This window comes from Oceanobacillus picturae, from assembly GCF_000612865.1.
GTDB classification, from domain to species: Bacteria; Bacillota; Bacilli; order Bacillales; family Amphibacillaceae; genus Oceanobacillus_B; species Oceanobacillus_B jordanicus.
Map to the genome: position 1 here is coordinate 807,153 of NZ_CCAX010000001.1, position 21,706 is coordinate 828,858.

Consider the following 21,706-nt stretch of genomic DNA (forward strand, 5'->3'; position numbering starts at 1 on the left):
GCTGGAAAGACTTTTTAGGCCAAGGACGTGTACCTACAACTTGTAAAAAAGACTACCATTGAGGTTTCCCAATCACAGTGTAAAAAGGTACAATATTTAATATGAATGCTACGGAAATAACAGATGCCTCTGAATTGCCACATTTACGGAATGATAGCTTTTATCGGTTATCAGGCAATCAGAAATACAAATAAAATAAAAACCATGAAGAAAGTCATGTAAGGAGAGATGAGATTGATTTATAAAGTATTATACCAAGAACTAAAGGATGAGATTCCAGTCCGAGAACGCACAAAATGTGCATATGTAGAAGCGGACTCTGTTCGAGAAGTTCGTTCCAGTTTAAATGAGAAAAAATTCAACATTGAATATATCCATGTTCTAGACGAGGCACATTTAGAATATGAAAAACAATCAGAAACCTTTAAAGTGGAGAACGCTTAACACATGAAATTTGTTAAGAATGACCAAGCAGCAGTTTTTGCACTCGGAGGTTTAGGTGAAATCGGAAAGAATACCTATGGGGTGCAGTTCCAGGATGAGATTATTTTAATTGATGCTGGAATTAAATTCCCAGAAGACGAACTATTAGGTATTGACTATGTTATTCCTGATTACACATACCTTGTGCAAAACCAAGATAAAATTAAAGGTTTAATCATTACACACGGACATGAAGACCATATTGGTGGAATACCATATCTTCTCCGTGAAATTAACGTGCCGATTTATGCAGGGAAACTTGCACTTGGATTAATCAGAAATAAACTGGATGAACATGGACTATTAAGAAATGCAAAATTAAACACAATTCAAGAAGATGATGTTATAAAATTCCGTAAAACATCTGTAAGCTTTTTCCGTACAACCCACAGTATTCCTGATTCTTATGGAGTAGTCGTTAAGACACCACCGGGGAATATTGTACACACTGGTGATTTTAAATTTGATTTCACACCTGTAGGGGAACCTGCAAACCTTTCCAGAATGGCAGAAATAGGCAAAGAAGGCGTACTTTGCTTACTATCTGATAGTACAAATAGTGAAGTACCTGGTTTTACAATGTCAGAAAAGGTAGTCGGTGCTAACATTCATGATATTTTCGGCAGAGTGGATGGCAGATTAATATTTGCCACATTTGCTTCTAATATCTACCGTCTCCAACAAGTTGTAGAAGCGGCAGTTAAGCACAACCGCAAAGTTGCTGTTTTTGGCCGTAGCATGGAATCTGCGATCAATCTCGGGCAGGAGTTAGGCTACATTCAAGCCCCAAAAGACACGTTTATTGAAGCTAATCAAATAAACCGTCTTCCTGCAAATGAAGTTACGATTTTATGTACCGGGTCACAAGGTGAGCCTATGGCTGCCCTCTCACGTATCGCGAATGGTACACACAGGCAAATTCAAATCATTCCTGGTGACACTGTTGTATTCTCTTCTTCACCAATCCCTGGAAATACAGTAAGTGTTGGTAGAACGATTAATAAACTTTACCGTGCCGGAGCAGATGTTATACATGGGAAACTAAGCAACATCCACACCTCAGGTCATGGTAGTCAAGAAGAACAAAAACTAATGTTACGATTGATTCAGCCAAAATACTTTATGCCAATACACGGTGAATACCGTATGTTAAAGGAACACACCAAGCTGGCAGAATTATGTGCTGTAGATCAAGATAATTCCTTTGTAATGGATAATGGAGATGTTCTAGCATTAGGTAAGGATAATGCTATTATCGCAGGTAAAATACCTTCAGGATCTGTTTACGTAGATGGAAGCGGAATTGGCGATATTGGAAACATTGTATTACGTGACCGCCGCATCCTTTCTGAGGAAGGTTTGGTAATTGTTGTTGTTAGTATTAATATGAAGGAGTTTAAGATCTCTGCAGGTCCTGATATTATTTCACGTGGATTCGTCTATATGAGAGAATCAGAAGACCTTATTAATGAGGCACAGAAGCTTGTCTCCAATCATTTAAATAAAGTAATGGAACGTAGAACAACACAGTGGTCTGAAATTAAAAATGAAATTACAGATACCATTGCACCATTCCTTTATGAAAAGACAAAACGTAGACCAATGGTTCTACCGATTATAATGGAAGTTTAATTAATATGGGAAAAGCCCGGGAATTGTTCCCGGGCTTTTCCCATATTAATAGTCAGCGAAATTAATCTAACTTAATCTTCGATAACAAGATTTTTCTCAAAACGAGAAATATCCTTGTCTGAACCTATTACAATTAGCACGTCCTCTTCTACAAGAACATCCTCGGCAGCAGGAGACACATTAATGTCCTTCCCTTGCTTAATCGCTACAACGTTACAGCCATAGTTCGCACGAATATCTAGATCAATCAACGTCTTGCCAACCATTTTCTCACCAGCTTTTACCTCTACAATACTATGATCATCTGAAAGCTCCAAATAATCCAGTATATTATTGGAGATTATATTATGCGCGATTCTTTTCCCCATGTCTCGTTCTGGGTGAACCACATTGTCTGCCCCAATTTTGTTAAGGATTTTTTCATGATAATCATTTTGCGCTTTTACTGTAATTTTCTTAATTCCTAGATCGGTAAGAATAACAGTAGTCAAAATACTTGCCTGAATATTATCTCCTATAGCAACAATAACATGGTCAATATTTTTAATACCTAACTCTTTTAATGAGGCTTCATCCGTGGCATCTGCGATTACCGCATGAGAGGCTATATTTTTATATTCATTGATTTTATCTTCATCATTATCAATAACTAGTACTTCCATTCCTTCCATGCTTAATTCGCGGCAAATACTTCCCCCAAATCTTCCTAATCCGATTACTGCATAATCACGTTTCATTATTTTTCCTCCATCACTCAACTTAGTCAATATAGCTATCATACATGATGAATCGAAAAAGGAGCAACCTCTTTTCGAGTTGCTCCTTTCATTTTTACATTGCATCAAGCATTTGGAACTGAGATTTCACCAATCCAAAGTACTCTCCTCGCTTAGCCATCAATTCCTCATGGTTCCCGTTTTCGAGCACTTTTCCATTTTCTAGTACAAAGATATTATCCGATTCTCTAATTGTAGATAGTCGGTGCGCAATAATAATTGCAGTTCTACCCTTAAGTAACCTATTTAGCGCCTTTTGTATTTTCACTTCTGTTTCTGTATCTATACTTGCTGTCGCTTCGTCTAAAATGAGGATAGTTGGGTCCGCTAGAAGTGCTCTAGCAAAGGAAAGTAATTGTCTCTCCCCTGCTGATAAGATACTTCCCCTTTCTTCAACTTCGGTACCATATCCTTCTCCCAACCGTTGAATGAAGTCGTCTGCTCCAACTACTTTAGCTGCTTCCATAACTTCCTCATCCGTTGCGTTAGGCTTACCAAAACGGATATTTTCCATTATGGTGCCCGAAAAAATAAAGGTATCCTGTAAAACAACACTGATTTTTTGACGAAGGCTATTAATTTTAACATCTCGTAAATCATGCCCATCAATCTTTACAACCCCTTTAGTAGGGTCATAGAATCTACTGATTAAGTTAGCAATAGTCGATTTTCCACTCCCTGTATGCCCCACAAGAGCGATTGTTTGGCCTTGCTTGATATCAAGGGATATTTCATGGAGAGCAATTCTGCCTTCTTCATAAGAGAATTCCACTTTATCGAATTCTATATGCCCCTTCATTTCATCAATGTGATAAGAATTTTCCTTTTCGTCGACGTTTGGCTTTTCATCAAGAAACTCAAAAATCCTTTCCGAGGCTGCCATTGCCATTAAAAGTTGATTATACATTTGCCCAAGACGTGAGATTGGTTCCCAGAACATACCAAGGAAAAAGGCAAATGCTACAAACGTTCCCAGTGCTATTCCGCCATTCTCTTCACCAAGTAATATAAGATGTGCTCCGTAAGCAATTAATATTACTGTACCAATCGCATTACACATCTCAACGAGTGGTCTAAACATCGCACTCTTCTTTGACGCACCACGAAAACTTTCAAAGAAACCATGGTTCACACCATTAAAATATTCCCCATTCTCCTTTTCTTGTGAAAAAGATTGTGTAATTCGCATTCCTTGGAGACCCTCATTTAAATGCGAGTTCATCCTGGATTGCTGAATGCGCACTTCTTGCCATGAGCGGCGAATGTTTCTCCGCAGTTTTGTAGAAATATAGAACATGATCGGCAATATAACCATGATAGCAAGTGCGAGCTTTGGACTTAATACAAATAAGATAACGATAATGCCGATTAATGTCACAACATCCATTAGCAGGTTAATGATTCCATTTGTAAATAATTCCTGTAATGAATTGATATCATTCATAATTCTTACAAGTATTGAGCCCGCTGATCGCGAATCAAAAAAGCGATGTGATAAACGTTGCACATGAGAAAACAAATGTTGTCTAAGGTCATAAATAACATTTTGACCGAGAATATTTACCCACTTAATTCGGAAGGTGTTTCCTACAAAGCTTAATAAATAAAGAAGGCCGATGCCAACCACGAGATAGGTTAACATTGTGGTATCCTTGTTTTTAATGGCAATATCAATCGCGACCTTACCAATTAAAATTGGTACAGTTAGCCTAACTGCCGTAGATATCATCATGGCAATGATCGCAGCAGGTAAATAATTTTTCGAATATGGTTTCAGATAGACGAGCAAACGCATCATCTGTGTCCAGTTAAATTGTTTTTCAATTGCCTGATCAACCGTATAGTGAAATCGCGTTAGATGTCTGTTTTTATCTTTAGCGTTACTAGTATTCGCCATCGAATCCCCCCTTATATTTGTACAGTTCCCATAATTGCTTCCCGGTCCTGGTATTGAATATCATATATACGTTGATATGTTCCGTTATTTGAAACTAACTCATCGTGTACGCCTCGTTCCACGATTTTTCCATCTTCAAGTACTAATATTTCATCCGCATGCTTTAGAGAAGATATCCTGTGAGCAATTATGAAAGAAGTCCTCCCCTTCATTACTTCCTTAAGGGCTTTTTGTATTTTAAATTCTGTCTCCATATCCACTGCTGAGGTAGCGTCATCTAGTACGAGGATGCTTGGATCCACACAAATAGCACGAGCAATGGCGATACGTTGTTTCTGGCCACCTGAGAGTCCCATCCCCCTCTCTCCTAGCATCGTATCGTATCCTTTCGGCATTTCCATAATAAAATCATGAGCTTGCGCACGTTTTGCAGCATCAATCACTTGCTCATCTGTCACATTGGGATTTCCATATGCAATATTTTCCCTAATTGACGTTGAGAATAAGAAAGGTTCCTGTAAGACGAAACCAATGCTGCTCCTCAGTTTTTTGAGTTCATAATCAACTACTGGGTGGCCATCAATAAGTACGTCGCCTTTTTCCGCTTCGTAAAAACGGGTAATCAATTGCGTAATACTTGTTTTACCTGATCCCGTAGCGCCGATCAATCCAATTACTTTACCAGGAGGTGCATCAAATGAGATATTTTTTAGCGCTGCATCATCATCCTCTATATAGGTAAGTGTTACATCTTTAAACGTCACATGGCCTTTAATATCCGTTTGAAGAGCATTTTCTTTTTCTACAATATCTTCCTTAGCATCTAGAATTTCAAGTAGTCTTTCTCCAGAGGCTTTGGCTTGAGAAAACTGATTTACGACAAACCCTAGATTCATTAGTGGTCCCATAATATACCAAACCAAACTAAAAAATGCGATGAGTTCACCAGGCGCTAGGCTTCCTGAAATAACAAGATATCCTCCAAAGGTCAGTAAGGCTACAGCACATACATCCCCTATGAATTCCATTAACGGGAAATACTTCGCCCAAATGTACGACGTCTTTAAGTAATTCTTTCGGTAGTTATCGTTGTTTTTGGAAAATCGCCCAATCTCGAAGTCCTCTCTTGATAGTGATTTCACTGTGTTCATGCCACTAATATTTTCCTGGACTCTGGTGTTAAGATTTCCAAAGGACTTTCTAATCTTTCTAAAAGCAGGGTGAACCCGTTTATCGAACTTAAATACAACAATAATTAGAAAAGGCATCGCTGCCATTGTTACCAGTGCTAGTGGAACGGAATAGTAAAACATAACAGCTAAACTAAGTCCGATTAATAATACAATCCGGATTAATTCTGCAAAGCCCGCTGAAAGAAAAAAACGGAAACCTTCCACATCTGCTGTCATTCTAGACATGATGTCACCTGTTTTAGCATTATCATAGTATTTAAATGATAATGTCTGTAACTTCCCATACAATGCATTTCTAAGTTTATAAACAGATACTATTCCAAATAAATCTCCCAAATACTGATGAAAATAGGTCGCAAAACCTTTAACAACCATTAAAAGAATAAAGATTCCTGCAATGTAAGGAATCAGAGAGTATTGATCCCCTAAGACAACATTGTCGATGGTTTGTTGCAGTATAATTGGATAAACTACTGTGATTGCCGTTACAAAGATAAGAAATACTAGTGATAAAATGAAGTATTTCTTATACGGCCAATAAAACAGCTTTAACTTTTTAAACGTATTCAAGTTGTTCCCTCCCTTAGGATGTTTATTTCCGTAATTACTAATATAACGGGTTCCGAAATAAATATCTACTGCTTTTGCTTAATTTTTTAAATTATTTTTCAAGTTAGGTTATTTTTACTTCTTATGTAGCATTAAGCAGAAATTCATCGTCGACGGAAGAATATAAAAAGACATCAAGGAAGCACTTACTCTATAGATAAGTGCGCTCTTGATGCCTTTATAAAAGCAAATCGTATTGGCTACGCTGTTAAAATGACTTCACAACACCAATGAAGCTTAATCAACAAATCGCTCAATGCGCTTTTTTAGTAACCTTGCAGAGCCACTAGTCTGTTTATATCTCAGTTGCCCTTCCCCATCGAACAAAAAATAAGCAGGCACTGTCCGAACAGAAAAAGAATGGGCTAGAGAATATTGGTCATCGATTGCAATTGGTTGTACGATATTATATTTTTGGGCTTGTTGGATAACTTGCTTAAGATCTTTATCCTTCTCGGAACGTGGCATATGAACCGCAATGACTTGAATTTTCCCCTTATGGGCTTCCATAACAGAGTTTAAAACTGGAATATTCCTCTTACAGGAATCACAGCTCACAGACCAAAAATGTATAAGAACGGGAAGACCATGTTCTAATTCTTCTTTTCTAATTTCCTGATGAAGCCAATTTGTTGCACCTGAAAGATCCGGAATAGATTCTCGTAGTTGCATAACGAACCTCCTTATTTTGCTCCTTATTCCTTCTATCTATATGTCGTACAACTCCACTTTGGTGCCTATAGAGAGTAATTCTAGTAATTTTTGACGATAATACCTACTCTCAAAAAAAGAAAAGCCCTCCTATAAGGAGAGCTTTGTACCTTCAAAAAACTTTATTATCAGCTAAACTTTTGGTTTACCTGATCACACACTGCAGCTGCATTTGTACCCTGTGCATTTATGACAGGCCCAGAAATAATCGTATCTGCCATTCCCATTAGATCCTTATCCTGGCCAGAAATCACACAGCAATCACAATATGCTGCATCCTCTGCTGATTTTAGGTCAACAACTTCATGCCCCATTTCCATGAGGGCCGCTTTAACATCAGACAACGTACCTTCAACACCAATTCGAGCCATATTATACAGCCTCCTATATAGAAAATCTCCTATATAGTTTCTGCATTCAGATTAATGTTATGCATCATTTACTGTCAATTCTGCAATGGTTTGCACCACTGCCTTTACACCAACAGATAAGGCGTCTTCATTTGGATTTAGTTGCGCATGATGGAGCCCGTAAGGTGAGGAAACCCCAAGCCAAAACATAAACCCAGGAATCTCTTTTAGCATGTAGCCAAAGTCCTCTCCCGTCATCGCTGCAGGCGCTGTATCAAATTTAATATCGTTTTCTTTCATTACTTTGGAAAAAAGATGTACATAGGAAGCATCATTATATACTTGGTAATAGTTTGCTCCATAATCGACATCTATCTCACACTCATAAGCGAGGGAAAAACCATCTATTAGCTTTTGTAGCTTGTCCTTAATAATTGGCATGGTTTGCGGACTAAGGGTTCGAATTGTACCTTCTAGTCGGGCCGTTTCCGCAATGGCGTTCTGTACATAGCCACTTTCCATTTTGCCTATCGTAATAAGGGCACTCTCCAATGGATCAATTCCTCTGGAAATAACCTGTTGGAGTTGCACAACAAATTGACTTGCGGCAACCGTCATATCCTTGGCTAAGTGGGGATACGCAGCATGCCCGCCTTTTCCTTTAAAATCAATGAACAATTCACTCGTATTAGCGAAAAGTAACCCTTCCTTGCTCGATACGGTTCCTACTGGTAGCTCAGGCGCAATGTGTAGCGCAAAAATGATATCTGGAAACCACGCTTGGAACACGTCAGATTGGAGCATGGGCAAAGCGCCACCCGGGCCTTCCTCTGCTGGTTGAAAAACAAATAACAGATTATCTACTGGCGGGTTCTCAACAAAGTAATGGATAGAACCAAGTGCAATTGTCATATGGAAGTCATGTCCACATGCATGCATTCTTCCTGCGTGAGTGGAAGAAAAGGCAAGTCCAGTATCTTCTGTGATAGGAAGCGCATCTATATCAGAACGAAATCCTATTGTTTTTTTCGGATTGGTACCTGCTATTCGGACTAGCAAACCAGTCTTCCATTTTTTTACTTGGACCCGTTCTGTCTGCCACGCTGTCAACTTATCCAATAAATACTGCTGGGTTTTTGTTTCCTGAAATCCTAGTTCGGGTATCTGGTGTAATTCTCGCCGTATCGAACGTAGTGTTTCATCACTCATTGTTTCACCCGCTTAATTATCAAGTTTACGAAGTTCTTGCTTGATTTCTGTCTTAGATTTGGTGCTTTCATCAATTTCTTTAAGTACTTTTGCCGGTGTACCTGCAACAAGAGTATTTGGAGCAACATCCTTTGTAACGATAGCTCCAGCAGCGACAATCGCCCCTTTGCCTACAGTTACTCCTTCCAGAACAACTACATTTGCACCTATCACTACATCATCTTCGATAACCACAGGTTTTGCTGAAGGTGGTTCAATAACTCCTGCAAGTACTGTTCCAGCCCCTATGTGGCAATTTTTACCGACTGTCGCTCTTCCACCAAGTACAGCATTCATATCAATCATCGTGCCTGCGCCTATCGCTGACCCAATGTTAATCATAGCCCCCATCATAATGACACAGCCGTCACCAATTTCTACTTGGTCTCTAATCACTGCTCCTGGTTCGATTCTAGCGTTAATTCCCTTTAGATCTAATAACGGGATTGCAGAGTTTCTTCTGTCATTTTCTACAACATAGTCTGACACAACGGCCTTATTTTGTTCCAAGACTGCCTTAATAGCATCCCACTCACCAAATAAAACGCCGCTTTTATTTTCAACAAAGGCCTGGATACTCTCACCAAATTCTAATGCATCCAGATTATCACCTTTTATGTAGACTTTCACTGGGGTACTCTTTTTACTGTTTGAGATAAAACTAATAATTTCATTTGCATCCATCATGTTCAATATCTTTTCCTCCTAATACTATACTATCTTTACTTTAGCAGACGCCTTTTCCTCAAGCAATTATAAACTATTCTGTATTAGAGAAACTCGCATTTGGCCGTCTTTTGTGAATGTGTATGTATTTCTTATACGGGGACTTCCAAATTTCGAACATATCGTTATTGCTTCCTAGCTAACATTTTATGCTTCTGACCCCGTAAAAAAACGATGACTCATCTCTATGCTTCTTAAGAGTCACCGCCTACTATATTTTTATTCATATAATGATGTATAGATATCTTTCTTGAGCTTTTTAAGTATTGCTCTTCTTGTTAAGATTCCATCAAAGTACCCTTCCTCATCTACTACGCATACGAAAGGGTGATCAATAACTGCATTTAATCCATCCATTATATTATCTTCCTTTTTTAAGCAAGGCAGACCTTCATTCATAATATCTTTCACTTCCATGTGAGCAAGCTTCTCCATCTCAAATCGTTCCAGACCAAGAATTTCATTCAATATTTTCGTCTTACCGACCGTACCTTTTAGTCGATAGGAAGGATCCAAAACGGGGACAGCTGAGTAGCCAGATTTTACTAAGACGAGTAAAGCATGTTCCAACGGATTGTTTACTTGAACATGCGCTACCTTCTCTGAAGAAATCATTAAATCCCCTACTGTACCAGCAGTTAATTGATTAGCTTGAATCATACTCATAGCATGCGCTCCTTTTACATCTATCTTCACAGTTAACAATAATTTTCCGTTTACACGACTAGCGTAAAAATTTCCAGTTACATGTACAGTTTATCATAACTGAACAAATAGAAAAAATATCTTACCACGCGCCTTGATTATTAAAGCGCACTTATATTACAATATGAGCATATGATCATATTGTAAGGGGGAATTGACTTGAACTATACTCCAATTGATGAAGCATTAATAGATAATGTTTCCTTAACTTTTAAAGCACTAGCTGATCCGACGCGAATAAAAATACTCCATTTATTATTTCAACGGGAATGTTCTGTTAGTGAAATTGCAGAAACATTAGATATGAATCAGTCAGCCATTTCACATCAACTAAAATACTTAAAACAACTCCGTCTAGTAAAGAGCCGGCGAGATAAAACAAAGTATTATTATTCTCCAGATGATTACCATGTTATGAACTTGCTTGAACAATCGATTGAACATGCAAAACATATAAGTTAAAGGGGGCGATAAAATGGGCCATAGCCATGAACATACTCATAGTCAGGGACATCACCATCATCATACCTCGAATAAGAGGGTACTATTTTGGAGCTTTGTAACCATTTTTACGTTTATGATTGTGGAAGCAATCGGAGGTTACCTAACAAATAGTCTTGCCTTATTATCAGATGCGGGTCATATGCTAAGTGATGCTGCAGCGTTGGGGTTAAGCTTACTTGCTTTTAAAATCGGTGAAAAGCAAGCCACCTCTGATAAAACATATGGGTACAAGAGATTTGAGATTATCGCAGCATTCATAAACGGTTTAACTCTCATTGTCATTTCGCTCTATATTTTTTATGAAGCCTATCATCGTTTTCTTGAACCACCAGAGGTAAGTGCAGGTATGATGTTTATAGCTATTATCGGCTTGCTTGTAAATATTTTAGTGGCTTGGATGCTAATGCGTGGCGATTCTCATGATAACCTAAATATTAAAAGTGCACTCTTACACGTTTTCGGAGACCTCTTAGGTTCCATTGGTGCTATTATTGCCGGAATATTAATTATGCTTTTTAATTGGAACATTGCTGATCCAATTGCTAGTGTTATCGTGTCCGCTTTAATCCTTTTCTCCGGGGTAAGAATAGTAAAAGATTCCCTTCATATATTAATGGAAGGAAAGCCAGCAAATATTGATGTAACATCCCTTCACGATTCTATTGGAAAACTTGAGGGAATCGCTGATGTGCATGATTTACATGTCTGGTCCATTACATCAGAATTTCCAGCGTTAAGTTGCCATGTAGTTGTTAAGAACAACGTTGATAGGGACCAGTTGCTTGTTAAAATCAATAACTTAGCGAAGAATACCTTTCAAATCTCCCATTGTACGATACAAGTAGAAGGGGAAAATACTTCCATTCATTCTAACTGTGATAATTGTGATTAGTATTACCGAGTTTTTATTCCAGAACCTCCACGTTACTTTCCTGTGGAGGTTCTTTTGTTTCCCTCACAGCATAGGATAGGTATTAGAAAGGAAACTTATTCAGCCATTGGCCCCCGTCTAATGTAATTACCTCTCCATTCATATACGCTGCTTTTTCGGACAACATAAAATGTGCAAGGTCTGCAATTTCTTCTGGCTTACCTAATCTCCTCAACGGAACGGATTGGATGGTACGCCTAGCCGCCTCCTCTGATTCAAATAATTTATCTGCCCCTCCTGTACGCTCGATTGGGCCTGGAGCAATCGCGTTTACCCTTATTCCATATTTAGTCCCCCACTCGACAGCCAATGTTCGTGTCATATTTAACACTCCTGCTTTCGCAGCTGAAGAGTGAACTACACCGGCTCCCGCATTCCAAGCATAAGTTGCTACCATGTTAATAATCGAGCCCTTTATATTCTGTTCTATCCAGTACTGCCCCACTTCTTTGCTACAATAAAACGTACCATTTAATACTATATTAATAACAGAATTCCACCCATTTACCGATAACTCTTCTGCTGGGACAATAAAGTTACCAGCTGCATTGTTAATGAGATGATTGATAGCTCCAAAATGTTCTACTGATTCCTCTACGACTCTCTTTACAGAATCCGGATCCCTTACATCTAATTGGATAGCATGAATCGAGCCCCCGACTTGTTCAAGTAATTCTTGTTTAACCGCTTTCAATTTGTCATTGTCTCTTCCTGTTATGACGACGTTTAACCCCTCGGCTGCAAATTTCGCAGCCATATGCTTCCCCATACCACTTGTGCTCCCGGTTATGAGAACTGTTTGACCTTGCATTGTCATACCCTTCTCCCCTTCCTACTATTCATACTATTCGGAATCCACCCCAAAGTCAAAGAACAATTAATTAGGTGAAATTTTTTTAAAAACTGTTGTCTTAACATGTTATAATTTACTTTTAACGTTTGAAATAGAAAGGTATGACCATATGAATCGACGTTCCTTTTTAAAAAGATCAATTGGCAGCTTACTGGCTCTGATAGGAATAGGTGGAGGTACTTACTATTACGCCAGGGATATCGAGCCAAGGATGCTACAAGTTCAGAATGTGAAAATAATGGATGCTTCAATCCCTGCCTCATTTAATGATTTTAAAGTTGTGCAATTCTCAGATACACATATTGGATTTCACTATAGTGTAGAACAACTACAAAAGCTTGTTAATAGAATAAATGAAGAAAACCCAGATCTTATCGTTTTTACTGGCGATTTGGTGGATGAACCCCACCTATATACATGGAACAATGATTTAATAAATGTTCTTCAATCTCTTGAAGCTCCTCGTGGTAAGTTTTGGATTTATGGCAACCATGACCATGGAGGTTACGGAACAGAAAAAGTAAGAGACGTTATGGAGGCTTCAGGCTTTACCCTCTTACAGAACGAGCATTCTGTAATCGAACAAAACAATGAACGAATCATTCTTTCGGGTATTGATGATGTTATGCTTGGTAGTCCTAATCTAAGACAAGCGTTAGAAAACGTGAACCCTGACCTTTTCACGCTATTACTTGCGCATGAACCAGATTTTGTTGATGTAGCAGTAGACTACTCTGTTAACGTACAATTGTCAGGTCATAGCCATGGTGGACAGGTTCGTTTACCATTTATCGGGCACCTTTATACCCCTAAGTATGCAGAGAAATATGTAGAAGGAAAATACTTACTAAACGACGGAAACCTACAACTTTTTGTTAATCGAGGCATTGGTACTACCCGTTTGCCATATCGTTTCTTATGTAAACCAGAACTTCACGTGTACACCTTACACAAGGAATGATATTAACCCATCCTGCAATGCTTGCATAGACTATAAGGAATATAAGAATGAAAGGGAGATCATATTGTATAATCCCCATTATATGCCTTATCGCCAGTACCAGGACCAAGAAGATACACGTTTTTTTCCTGTCATACCATTTTTGACGGGACTTGCTTTCGGGCCAATACTATACGGTGCCTTCCAAGGTGGAGGATATCCTCCTTATCCTCCCGCACCTTACTATCCATATGGATATGGCTACAGTCCTGGCCCACCGTATTATCAGCCGTATTACAATCCATACTAATGAGCATGCAGTCGATCTATTTAGTCGGCTGCTGTTTTCGTTTACATTTTCGACATGGTTTTTTATCCTCCTTCATGCTAAAATTAATGAGATCTTAAAAGAATGGGGGGCCATACATATGTCTACAAGGTCTAAATTACTTTTTTTATTTCTGGGATTGATATTACTATTGGCAGCTTGTGGTGAAAAAGATTATAATGGAGACTTTTCATACGAAGTAAGTGATTTCTCATACACTAACCAGGATAATGAACAATTCGACAGTGGCGAATTGGAAGGTAAATTCTGGATTGCTGATTTTATTTTTACTAACTGTGAGACAGTCTGTCCCAACATGACTTCTAATATGGTTGATTTGCAAAAAATGCTTAAAGACGAAGGGTTAGAAGATATAGAGTTCGTATCATTTAGTGTTGATCCTGAACATGACACCCCGGAGAAACTAAAAGAATACGCTGCCTCAAGAGGAGCTTCCTTTGACAATTGGAACCTGCTGACAGGGTATGAATTCCAAGAAATCAAGGAACTCTCTATTAAATCTTTTAAAACAATGTTAGAAGAAGCCCCTGATTCAGACCAAATGATTCATGGAATCAACTTTTTCGTTGTAACTCCAGAAGGAAATGCGATCAAAAAGTTTAATGGGACACAACCAGCAGAGATGGAAAATATCGTACAATATTTAAAAGAAGTTTATTAGTAGATGCGTTGTAAAGTTTGCAAGTAAGACCTACAATAGATAAATTTCTTCTTTGCATAACGGCCAATTTGTAAAATAAATCTTCATAAAAAAACTGAGCGGGTTCAGAACATTTTCGAAAAACCGTTCAGTTTTTGCGTTATGTTTACTACAATTATCTCTGTGTATCCGGGTGCAACCGTCTGTTTGACTCCCACTTCAAAACATGAAGTTTCACTTTATAAAAGTCCCCTTCTTTATTTAAGAATAAAACAGAAACGTCCTTATGCTGGTTGCGGTGTGAGAGACTTTGAGGTAGGATGTAGACAAGCTATATATTAGATCGTTTAACAATTTTGCAACAATTTAATTTAAAAGTTCAATGTATTAGAAAGGAGAGAGAGCATGCATAACCAACAACTAAGAGATATTGCCAAAGCGTTATACACTGTAAATAGACATGCAAAAACTGCACCTGAACCACAACACCTATACTATATAAAGAAAGAAACTATAAATCGCCTTCTAAATGAAAAGAAAGCGAACAAAGTTGGATTACATTTTTCTGATCATCCAAAGTTTAGTAATCAGCATTCTACACTCCTTGTCAAAGTAGATGATTACTACTTTCATATTCCACCATCAAAAAAGGATTTTCAACAGTTAAAACATTTGGGAGCACTCGATGAGAATTATCGCAATCCGCAATGCAAAATGTCACTTTCTCAAGCTAAAAAAGTAATCTATGAATATATTGACTGGAAACCACAAGCTCCGTCAACTACCACACCCAAAAAATCATCCTACTATACTCCCTCTTCGCTGGGAAAAATGGAATGGCCACCAAGAAGAAAATCACACCGTTAAATAGGCAGTGATGTTTCAAACTTATATAGATAAGGTATACCTTTAGTAAAAGGAGGCCTTCCGTATGACTGAACTGAAAAATTTCTTGTATGAACTGCATCGTTACGCTGATCAAACCCATACTTTGAAAGATGCCTACGAAAAATTACCTGAAGCAGAAAAACAGAAGGTTATGAAAACAGCACCCGCATCTGTTCGCTCGCCTGAGGAATTTTTTCATCCGGTCTTTTCATGGTTGGAATCAATGCACAGTGAATTTGAAGTAGAAAATGAAGAGTAATCATTATCGAGGGAATCGGCATTACAACAAATAAAAATCAATAAAGCCGAGCGATGACTAAACAACATTCGAAACCATACAAGTGTTTCGAATGTTGTTCGATTATTATTGGGGGAATATTTTTAAGTGGTATACTTTCAATATGAAGTTCGTTGAAAAGGAAAAAGAGAAGCATTTTCCTTGCTAAATGGCTTTGTAACATTGCAATTTTTTCTAAATGAGCCATGCTACTCTCTGAGTTTACGAAGTAAATTCGGAAGTTTTCGTGGCACCTCGCAAATTTAGTACTCCGCTTTTACGTTTTAGATTTGTTTATTGCTACTTTTTAATTATGTTTTATAAACAGTACCCTAATTAGATTCCATATTACTAATCCAGCCCCAAAGTATGCCAATAGCTGGAGTATTACTTTCAGAAAGAGACGGAACATTTCTGGTGAGAGTCCCAGCATAAAATAACTAGCAGATAGCATGATACAGAGAATTAAACTAACCATTATATAACTTAGGAGATCGAACACACGGTTCGTAATAAACCATTTCACAGCTGGTCTTACCATTAGATAACCGATAGCTAAACCAATTGTTACTAAAATATATAGATAACTCGAATCCAGTTTATACTCCTGCACATTTGTAATTATATTTAAGAACAACGCTATACTTCCTTCCATACTCTTTTTAGCATTGTCCACTAATTTATCTAACTTTATACTTCACTTTCTTTAACTCTAGTCGTTAAAAACGCCCATCTTTATTCAGATTGAAAGGTCTTGTTCTGAGCTCGTTCCTTCTTCAACATGACATTGTCGGACTGTCTTTTTTCCAAGCGTACTTCGATTTGCGATAACTCCCTTTTATCTTCCATAAGCTCTTGCTTATTTTGTTGAAAAAGTTGTTCAAAATTTAACGTTTTTGGTCGCATATGATACACTCCTTTTAGTATTCTTTAAAAGTATACCCTATTCTAACTGAATTAGATCTAAATTTTTTGAACATTTTATAACATTTAAAAAATGAACATGCAGGAGGCTACAATGGAACATATGTTGAACCATAAACTTAAACAAATCGAAATATCTGGTATCAGGAAATTTTTTAATATGGTGGCGGATGAAGAGGATGTTATTTCTCTAACAATTGGACAACCTGACTTTCATACACCAGAACATATAAAACAGGCAGCAGTAAACGCCTTATCCTTAAACAGAACAGGTTATACACACAATGCTGGAATCCTTGAATTACGGAAGGCTATCGCTGCATATAATGAAGAGAAATATCATATCAGCTATGATCCAGATAAGGAAATTATCGTTACTACTGGTGCATCACAAGCCATTGATATTACGTTTAGGGGGATTTTAAATAGTGGAGATGAAGTAATTTTACCAGGACCTATCTATCCGGGGTACGAGCCACTTATCACCCTAGCCGGGGCAAAAGCAGTTTATGCGGATACCACAAAAGATGCATTTAAACTTACAAAAGAGAACTTGGTTAAACATATTACAAATAAAACAAAATGTGTTGTTCTTCCCTATCCTTCCAATCCCACTGGTGCTTCTTTTACCAAAGAGGAGCTAAACGAATTGGTGTCCGTATTAAAAGACAAAGATATTTTCATCTTGGCAGATGAAATTTATAGTGAATTAGTGTATGAAAGACCACATTACTCTATCGCTGCGTTTGAATCAATTAGAGACAAAACAATTGTTATAAACGGCTTATCCAAGTCCCATTCGATGACAGGCTTTCGGATTGGTTATCTACTTGCGCCATCATGGCTAGCCAAAGAATTATTAAAAGTACATCAGTACAATGTGTCTTGTGCATCATCGATTAGTCAATATGCTGCTCTTGAAGCATTAACTAATGGTAAAAATGATACGCTAATTATGCAGGAAGCTTATAATGAAAGACGAGAATATGTATATAAAAGGTTAGTATCTATGGGGCTGTCTGTTAATAAACCTGAGGGAGCATTTTACTTCTTCCCTAAATTTCCCATGAAAGAAATGGACTCCTTCCAGCTCGGATTGGAACTTGTTCGTAAAGGAAAGGTTGCTTTAGTGCCAGGTAGTAGCTTTTCAGTGGTTGGAGAAGGATATATGCGTTTATCTTACGCATATGATTTAGAAACAATTAAAAAAGCATTAGATCGATTAGAAGGATTTTTGCAAATGTAAGGAAAGGGGCATCTAGTCAGCTTTACGAGAATTTTGCTTTTTCATATTGTCATAGAGATTCAGTAGGCGATCAAGTTCTTGACTGATTGCTACTGACTCTAAATTTGTGAAACCTTTTTCCAGAGCGACTTCGGTCATTTTTTTACGCAGAAATTCAATACGTTTTAAGAGTTTGTCTAATGCACACATTATCGTAGTTTGTCTGCCCCCTTCTAGTTAATTTACTTTACTTTAGCATAAATTTACAGATTGTGACAAGTTATTTTATACCACATTGTTTATAGGGTATAATATTTTTCCTTGTCATAAATTACAGCGGTTTTGAAACTCGATAACAATTGCTTACTATGCTACTATTATAGAGAAATGTATTTTGGAAAGGATGTCTTCGGTGACCGAACGAAAAAAGAAAAATGAATGGTTCGAATGGGCCAAAGCCATCATTATAGCTGTTTTAATAGCTCTTTTTTTACGTACTTTCTTATTTGCGACATCCATAGTGGATGGGGAAAGTATGGATCCTACTTTGAAAGATGGGGAAAGAGTAATCTTTAATAAGTTTGTTTACCTCGTTGGTGACCCAGAACGTGGAGATATTGTCATCATCGAAAGGCCCCTAAAAAACTATGTGAAACGAGTTATTGGATTGCCTGGAGATACAATTGAAATAAATGGTAGTAGCCTATATATAAACGGGGAAAAATACGAGCAAACATTTCTTAGTGAAGAAGCAGAAATGCAAACCGGAAGCTATGGACCAATCGAGGTCCCTGAGGACAATTACTTTGTAATGGGGGATAATCGTGCGATCAGTAAAGATAGCAGAAACGGACTTGGCTTTATTGAAGAAGATAATATTATCGGCAGATCAGAATTAATCATTTTCCCATTCGATGAATGGTCGCTAACTAGGTAAAGCGCTTGTAGGTTCAGTAGGTTCAGCTACAATAACTTCCATATTTTCTCTAAAAAGACAGACAAGCAGTCTGTCTTTTTCTATCTTTCATTATCATATAAACAAAATCCAATATTCATTAATAGGATACCAAAACAAACAATCCCAAATACTGCTTCAAGCATGCTTATGCACCCCCTGCCCCAAATCTTCTTTCGATCATATCAGCTAATTGTTACCCTTCCATCATATCAATATCTTCTCCCTAAATAAAGCAAAAATGTGATAAAATAAAGTAGTATATTTTCATTTGACAAACTTCGAGAGATTTTGGGAGGCACATAATGCTACACTGCCCTTATTGCGGATCATCTATAAAAAGCGACGAACATTACTGTATTACTTGTGGGGAAAAACTCCCTCCTGATATAAATGAGCGATTTATTACTTCTAAAAAATTCAACAAATTTTGGTTCCTCCCTCTTTCTGCTTTTTTCGCGATACTTCTTTTTTCTGGATTATTCTATTTAATCCTGGAAAATAAGACGAATGAAGCGCAAGCATTATACGCTGAGGGTGAAGAGCTTGTATTAAAAGGGGATTATGCAAAAGCTAATGAAACCTTCGAATCTGCCTTAGAATACAAGCCACATTTCACGCAGGCAGAGATCGCACTGAATTTCTTAAGTAAAGCGATTCAGGCAGAATCTTCCCTAGAAAAGGCCGAAAAATTGTTAGAAGAAGATAAACACCAAGAGGCCCTCTCTCTTATTAATGATTCAGAGAGCGATCTAAATACCTTTAATGGGCCAGGAGTTAATAAATTGATTTCTGATATAGGTGCAACAAGAAATAATATAAAGCTTGAACAAATAAAGAATGTACTGAACAAAGATTCTAACATTGATGAATTAAAAATATTACTTTGGGATGCTGAGGCAATAGATAGTACTGAAGCTATTGCTATTACCACAAGCATTAGAGAGCAAATAGTAGATTATACGTATACGAAAGCGAATGAACAATTAAACAGCAAGCAATTTAATGATGCTCAGATTATTGTGGAAGACGGGCTGAAATATGCGCCTGACTCAGAGAAACTTCTCAGTCTTAAGACAACAATAGATAAGGAACAGGTGGCCTTCGAAACGGCCCAAGAGCAAAGGATTGAGCAGGCTATGACAACTGCTGAAGAGGAAAGGCAGTTGAATGAAACAGATGCGATTGAACTGGTAAAAGTTGGCCTATCAAAAGACGAACAAGGTAAACTTGTTGTACAAGGTGAAGTGAAAAGCGTCGCAACCATTCCGGTAAATTCAGTTTTAATCAATTATTCTCTTGTGACAAAGGAAGGAAACGAAATACTAACAAACGAAGTGTTTGTCTTTCCGGATAAATTATACCCCGGTGAAACAGGTAAGTTTGAATATACTCATTTCGACATAGATGAAAAAGGAAAGGATCTGAATATTGAAGTTCAGAAAATTACCTGGTACACAGACTGATCCCCCCAAAAAGAGGTGTTTTTATTGCAAAAAAAGAAGTATCTTCCTATCATCCTTTCCGTGTTGTTACTAACAGTAGGAATTGTACTTTGTGTTTTGATGTACAATAGTTGGAATGATGAAGAACTCTCTGTTAATAACCCTACTATTAACAAAGTTAACGTTAATGAAGAAACACTAGATCTTAAATCCATAATTCATGAGGCCGAAAAAAACGTTATTCAAATAGAAGCGCAAAATGACGAAAGTACACTTACAGGGTCTGGATTCTTATTTAATGAAAAAGGAGATATAATAACGAATGCCCACGTAATTCGTGATGCAGATACCATATATGTTAGAACAGCTAACGCACAAATATATCCAGCTGCGGTTGTTGGCATTGGAGATAGTCTTGACGTAGCAGTTATCCGCGTACCCCAACTGGCTGGAAAAAATTATTTAGAAGTAGAAAAAGATCTTAACGCGGAGATTGGTGATGAAATTATTGCCCTGGGTAGTCCACATGGTTTTCAAAATACCGTTACGCTTGGAATCATCTCCGGCGCAGAGCGTAATTTTTCGGTTGATGGCTTTGATTACTCTAATGTATACCAAATCTCTGCTCAGATTACCCACGGCAATAGTGGTGGCCCTTTAATTCATAGAAATACAGGAAAAGTAGTTGGAATCAATTCTGTAGGTACTGAGGATGGTACCATTGGATTTAGCATTCCGACAAATGAAGTAATCGGAGACATCGAAAAGTGGTCAAATGAGGCCCAGAATGAGAACTTAGAGTTTACAAGTACAACCGATATTATTGACACGAACACTCCTGAACAATTTATGCAAGATGCAGAATACCTTATTGACTATTTTCTAGAAAGTATTGATATAAGAGATTATGTTAATGCATATACACTACTAGGAAGTAATATGCAATCCCAGACCTCCTACCAAGACTTTCGTGAAGAGTACATTCATATTGTAAAGTTAGAATATAGCGATCTAACTAGCAATGTAACCGAGACGAATACAGTTAAAACAACCGTAGAAGTTGAAATTGAGAGCAAACTAGAAAATAAAGAGAAGACGGAAAAAAAGAAACATACGTTTGAATTTATTACGGATTATGAAAATGACCAACTAAAAATTGTTGAGATTATGGATAATACAGATCAATAATTCCTCTCACTTACCTGTTACCTTTCCTGTGGTAACAGGTTTATTTTTTGAACTGGGCATTCGTCTATACAATTTTAAACGATATACATATAGTAAACTGTAAGAACAAGGGGAGGTGAAAAGAATGGGTTACGGCTATGGCGGATTCGGCGGCGCTGGTTGTGGCGGCGGTAGTGGTTATGGAAATAACTTTGCACTAATTGTAGTGCTTTTTATTCTTTTAATCATTGTAGGTGCAGCTTTTTATTGCTAATTAA

General features: G+C 37.6%; 25 protein-coding genes and 1 pseudogene. 14 read left to right on the forward strand and 12 right to left on the reverse strand.

Annotated features, from left to right (window positions below):
* Positions 1–234 precede the first annotated feature (234 nt).
* Together BN988_RS04090 and rnjA are read left to right on the forward strand one after the other, a co-directional pair.
* Positions 235–444 carry a DNA-dependent RNA polymerase subunit epsilon gene (locus tag BN988_RS04090; RefSeq protein ID WP_036573377.1) on the forward strand — a complete coding sequence of 70 codons (210 nt, stop codon included), beginning with the start codon at positions 235–237 and terminating at the stop codon, positions 442–444.
* Positions 445–447: 3 nt separating this feature from the next.
* Entirely contained in the window at positions 448–2,115 is a 1,668-nt protein-coding gene (gene rnjA, locus BN988_RS04095; protein WP_036573379.1) for a ribonuclease J1, read from the forward strand.
* 71 nt (positions 2,116–2,186) lie between these two features.
* Here the strand turns inward: rnjA and BN988_RS04100 are convergent, their stop codons facing one another.
* The 8 genes from BN988_RS04100 to cbpB all read right to left on the reverse strand — a co-directional run bounded on the left by BN988_RS04100 (position 2,187) and on the right by cbpB (position 10,291).
* Positions 2,187–2,852, reverse strand: coding sequence for a potassium channel family protein (locus tag BN988_RS04100; protein ID WP_036573381.1), 666 nt, complete (start codon positions 2,850–2,852; stop codon positions 2,187–2,189).
* 94 nt (positions 2,853–2,946) lie between these two features.
* A complete protein-coding gene (locus BN988_RS04105) occupies positions 2,947–4,788 on the reverse strand; it encodes an ABC transporter ATP-binding protein (RefSeq protein WP_036573382.1) in 1,842 nt (613 codons plus the stop codon).
* A gap of 11 nt (positions 4,789–4,799) precedes the next feature.
* Positions 4,800–6,551: an ABC transporter ATP-binding protein gene (locus BN988_RS04110; RefSeq protein WP_036573384.1), complete on the reverse strand. Its 1,752-nt coding sequence runs from the start codon at positions 6,549–6,551 to the stop codon at positions 4,800–4,802.
* 276 nt (positions 6,552–6,827) lie between these two features.
* A complete protein-coding gene (locus tag BN988_RS04115) occupies positions 6,828–7,262 on the reverse strand; it encodes a TlpA family protein disulfide reductase (RefSeq protein WP_036573386.1) in 435 nt (144 codons plus the stop codon).
* 167 nt (positions 7,263–7,429) lie between these two features.
* Positions 7,430–7,672 (reverse strand): YkuS family protein, encoded by a 243-nt coding sequence (locus BN988_RS04120; protein ID WP_036573388.1) that lies wholly within the window; start codon positions 7,670–7,672, stop codon positions 7,430–7,432.
* 57 nt (positions 7,673–7,729) lie between these two features.
* Positions 7,730–8,860 (reverse strand): N-acetyldiaminopimelate deacetylase, encoded by a 1,131-nt coding sequence (locus tag BN988_RS04125; RefSeq protein ID WP_036573390.1) that lies wholly within the window; start codon positions 8,858–8,860, stop codon positions 7,730–7,732.
* Positions 8,861–8,872: 12 nt separating this feature from the next.
* Positions 8,873–9,592, reverse strand: a complete 720-nt coding sequence (dapD, locus tag BN988_RS04130; RefSeq protein WP_036573391.1) for a 2,3,4,5-tetrahydropyridine-2,6-dicarboxylate N-acetyltransferase — start codon at positions 9,590–9,592, stop codon at positions 8,873–8,875.
* A 252-nt stretch (positions 9,593–9,844) separates the two neighbouring features.
* Positions 9,845–10,291 carry a cyclic-di-AMP-binding protein CbpB gene (gene cbpB / locus BN988_RS04135; RefSeq protein ID WP_036573394.1) on the reverse strand — a complete coding sequence of 149 codons (447 nt, stop codon included), beginning with the start codon at positions 10,289–10,291 and terminating at the stop codon, positions 9,845–9,847.
* Positions 10,292–10,483: 192 nt separating this feature from the next.
* Between cbpB and BN988_RS04140 the strand changes: the two genes are divergently transcribed.
* On the forward strand, positions 10,484–10,792 hold the full coding sequence (locus BN988_RS04140; RefSeq protein WP_036573397.1) for an ArsR/SmtB family transcription factor: 309 nt from the start codon (positions 10,484–10,486) through the stop codon (positions 10,790–10,792).
* 13 nt (positions 10,793–10,805) lie between these two features.
* A complete protein-coding gene (locus BN988_RS04145) occupies positions 10,806–11,726 on the forward strand; it encodes a cation diffusion facilitator family transporter (RefSeq protein ID WP_036573399.1) in 921 nt (306 codons plus the stop codon).
* Between the two features lie 82 nt (positions 11,727–11,808).
* On the opposite strand, the gene fadH is transcribed toward BN988_RS04145, so the two are convergent.
* Positions 11,809–12,576: a 2,4-dienoyl-CoA reductase gene (gene fadH, locus BN988_RS04150; RefSeq protein WP_036576329.1), complete on the reverse strand. Its 768-nt coding sequence runs from the start codon at positions 12,574–12,576 to the stop codon at positions 11,809–11,811.
* Positions 12,577–12,727: 151 nt separating this feature from the next.
* On the opposite strand from fadH, the gene BN988_RS04155 reads away from it, so the two are divergent.
* The 5 genes from BN988_RS04155 to BN988_RS04170 all read left to right on the forward strand — a co-directional run bounded on the left by BN988_RS04155 (position 12,728) and on the right by BN988_RS04170 (position 15,694).
* Entirely contained in the window at positions 12,728–13,579 is an 852-nt protein-coding gene (locus BN988_RS04155) for a metallophosphoesterase (RefSeq protein WP_036573402.1), read from the forward strand.
* Between the two features lie 64 nt (positions 13,580–13,643).
* Positions 13,644–13,868: a penicillin-binding protein gene (locus BN988_RS18540; protein ID WP_231495185.1), complete on the forward strand. Its 225-nt coding sequence runs from the start codon at positions 13,644–13,646 to the stop codon at positions 13,866–13,868.
* Positions 13,869–13,986: 118 nt separating this feature from the next.
* Positions 13,987–14,568 (forward strand): SCO family protein, encoded by a 582-nt coding sequence (locus BN988_RS04160; protein WP_036573405.1) that lies wholly within the window; start codon positions 13,987–13,989, stop codon positions 14,566–14,568.
* 384 nt (positions 14,569–14,952) lie between these two features.
* Entirely contained in the window at positions 14,953–15,414 is a 462-nt protein-coding gene (locus BN988_RS04165; protein WP_036573406.1) for a YkyB family protein, read from the forward strand.
* A gap of 64 nt (positions 15,415–15,478) precedes the next feature.
* Complete coding sequence (locus tag BN988_RS04170) at positions 15,479–15,694, forward strand: hypothetical protein (RefSeq protein ID WP_036573409.1); 216 nt, start codon at positions 15,479–15,481, stop codon at positions 15,692–15,694.
* Between the two features lie 325 nt (positions 15,695–16,019).
* Here the strand turns inward: BN988_RS04170 and BN988_RS04175 are convergent, their stop codons facing one another.
* Both BN988_RS04175 and BN988_RS18545 read right to left on the reverse strand, forming a co-directional pair.
* Positions 16,020–16,349, reverse strand: a complete 330-nt coding sequence (locus tag BN988_RS04175; protein WP_036573411.1) for a hypothetical protein — start codon at positions 16,347–16,349, stop codon at positions 16,020–16,022.
* A 98-nt stretch (positions 16,350–16,447) separates the two neighbouring features.
* On the reverse strand, positions 16,448–16,618 hold the full coding sequence (locus BN988_RS18545; protein ID WP_081779348.1) for an FbpB family small basic protein: 171 nt from the start codon (positions 16,616–16,618) through the stop codon (positions 16,448–16,450).
* A gap of 112 nt (positions 16,619–16,730) precedes the next feature.
* Here BN988_RS18545 and BN988_RS04180 point away from each other — a divergent pair, with 112 nt between their 5' ends.
* On the forward strand, positions 16,731–17,882 hold the full coding sequence (locus BN988_RS04180; protein ID WP_036573414.1) for an aminotransferase A: 1,152 nt from the start codon (positions 16,731–16,733) through the stop codon (positions 17,880–17,882).
* A 12-nt stretch (positions 17,883–17,894) separates the two neighbouring features.
* Here BN988_RS04180 and BN988_RS18550 read toward each other — a convergent pair whose 3' ends face one another.
* Positions 17,895–18,071: an aspartyl-phosphate phosphatase Spo0E family protein gene (locus tag BN988_RS18550; protein WP_081779349.1), complete on the reverse strand. Its 177-nt coding sequence runs from the start codon at positions 18,069–18,071 to the stop codon at positions 17,895–17,897.
* Positions 18,072–18,273: 202 nt separating this feature from the next.
* On the opposite strand from BN988_RS18550, the gene lepB reads away from it, so the two are divergent.
* From lepB to BN988_RS19130, 4 genes and pseudogenes are all read left to right on the forward strand, one after another.
* Positions 18,274–18,798 carry a signal peptidase I gene (lepB, locus tag BN988_RS04185; protein ID WP_036573417.1) on the forward strand — a complete coding sequence of 175 codons (525 nt, stop codon included), beginning with the start codon at positions 18,274–18,276 and terminating at the stop codon, positions 18,796–18,798.
* A gap of 323 nt (positions 18,799–19,121) precedes the next feature.
* Positions 19,122–20,282 (forward strand): hypothetical protein, encoded by a 1,161-nt coding sequence (locus tag BN988_RS04190; protein WP_036573419.1) that lies wholly within the window; start codon positions 19,122–19,124, stop codon positions 20,280–20,282.
* Positions 20,283–20,297: 15 nt separating this feature from the next.
* Complete coding sequence (locus tag BN988_RS04195) at positions 20,298–21,449, forward strand: S1C family serine protease (protein ID WP_231495186.1); 1,152 nt, start codon at positions 20,298–20,300, stop codon at positions 21,447–21,449.
* Between the two features lie 175 nt (positions 21,450–21,624).
* Positions 21,625–21,702, forward strand: a pseudogene (locus tag BN988_RS19130) (YjcZ family sporulation protein); the annotation flags it as partial.
* Positions 21,703–21,706: the final 4 nt, after the last annotated feature.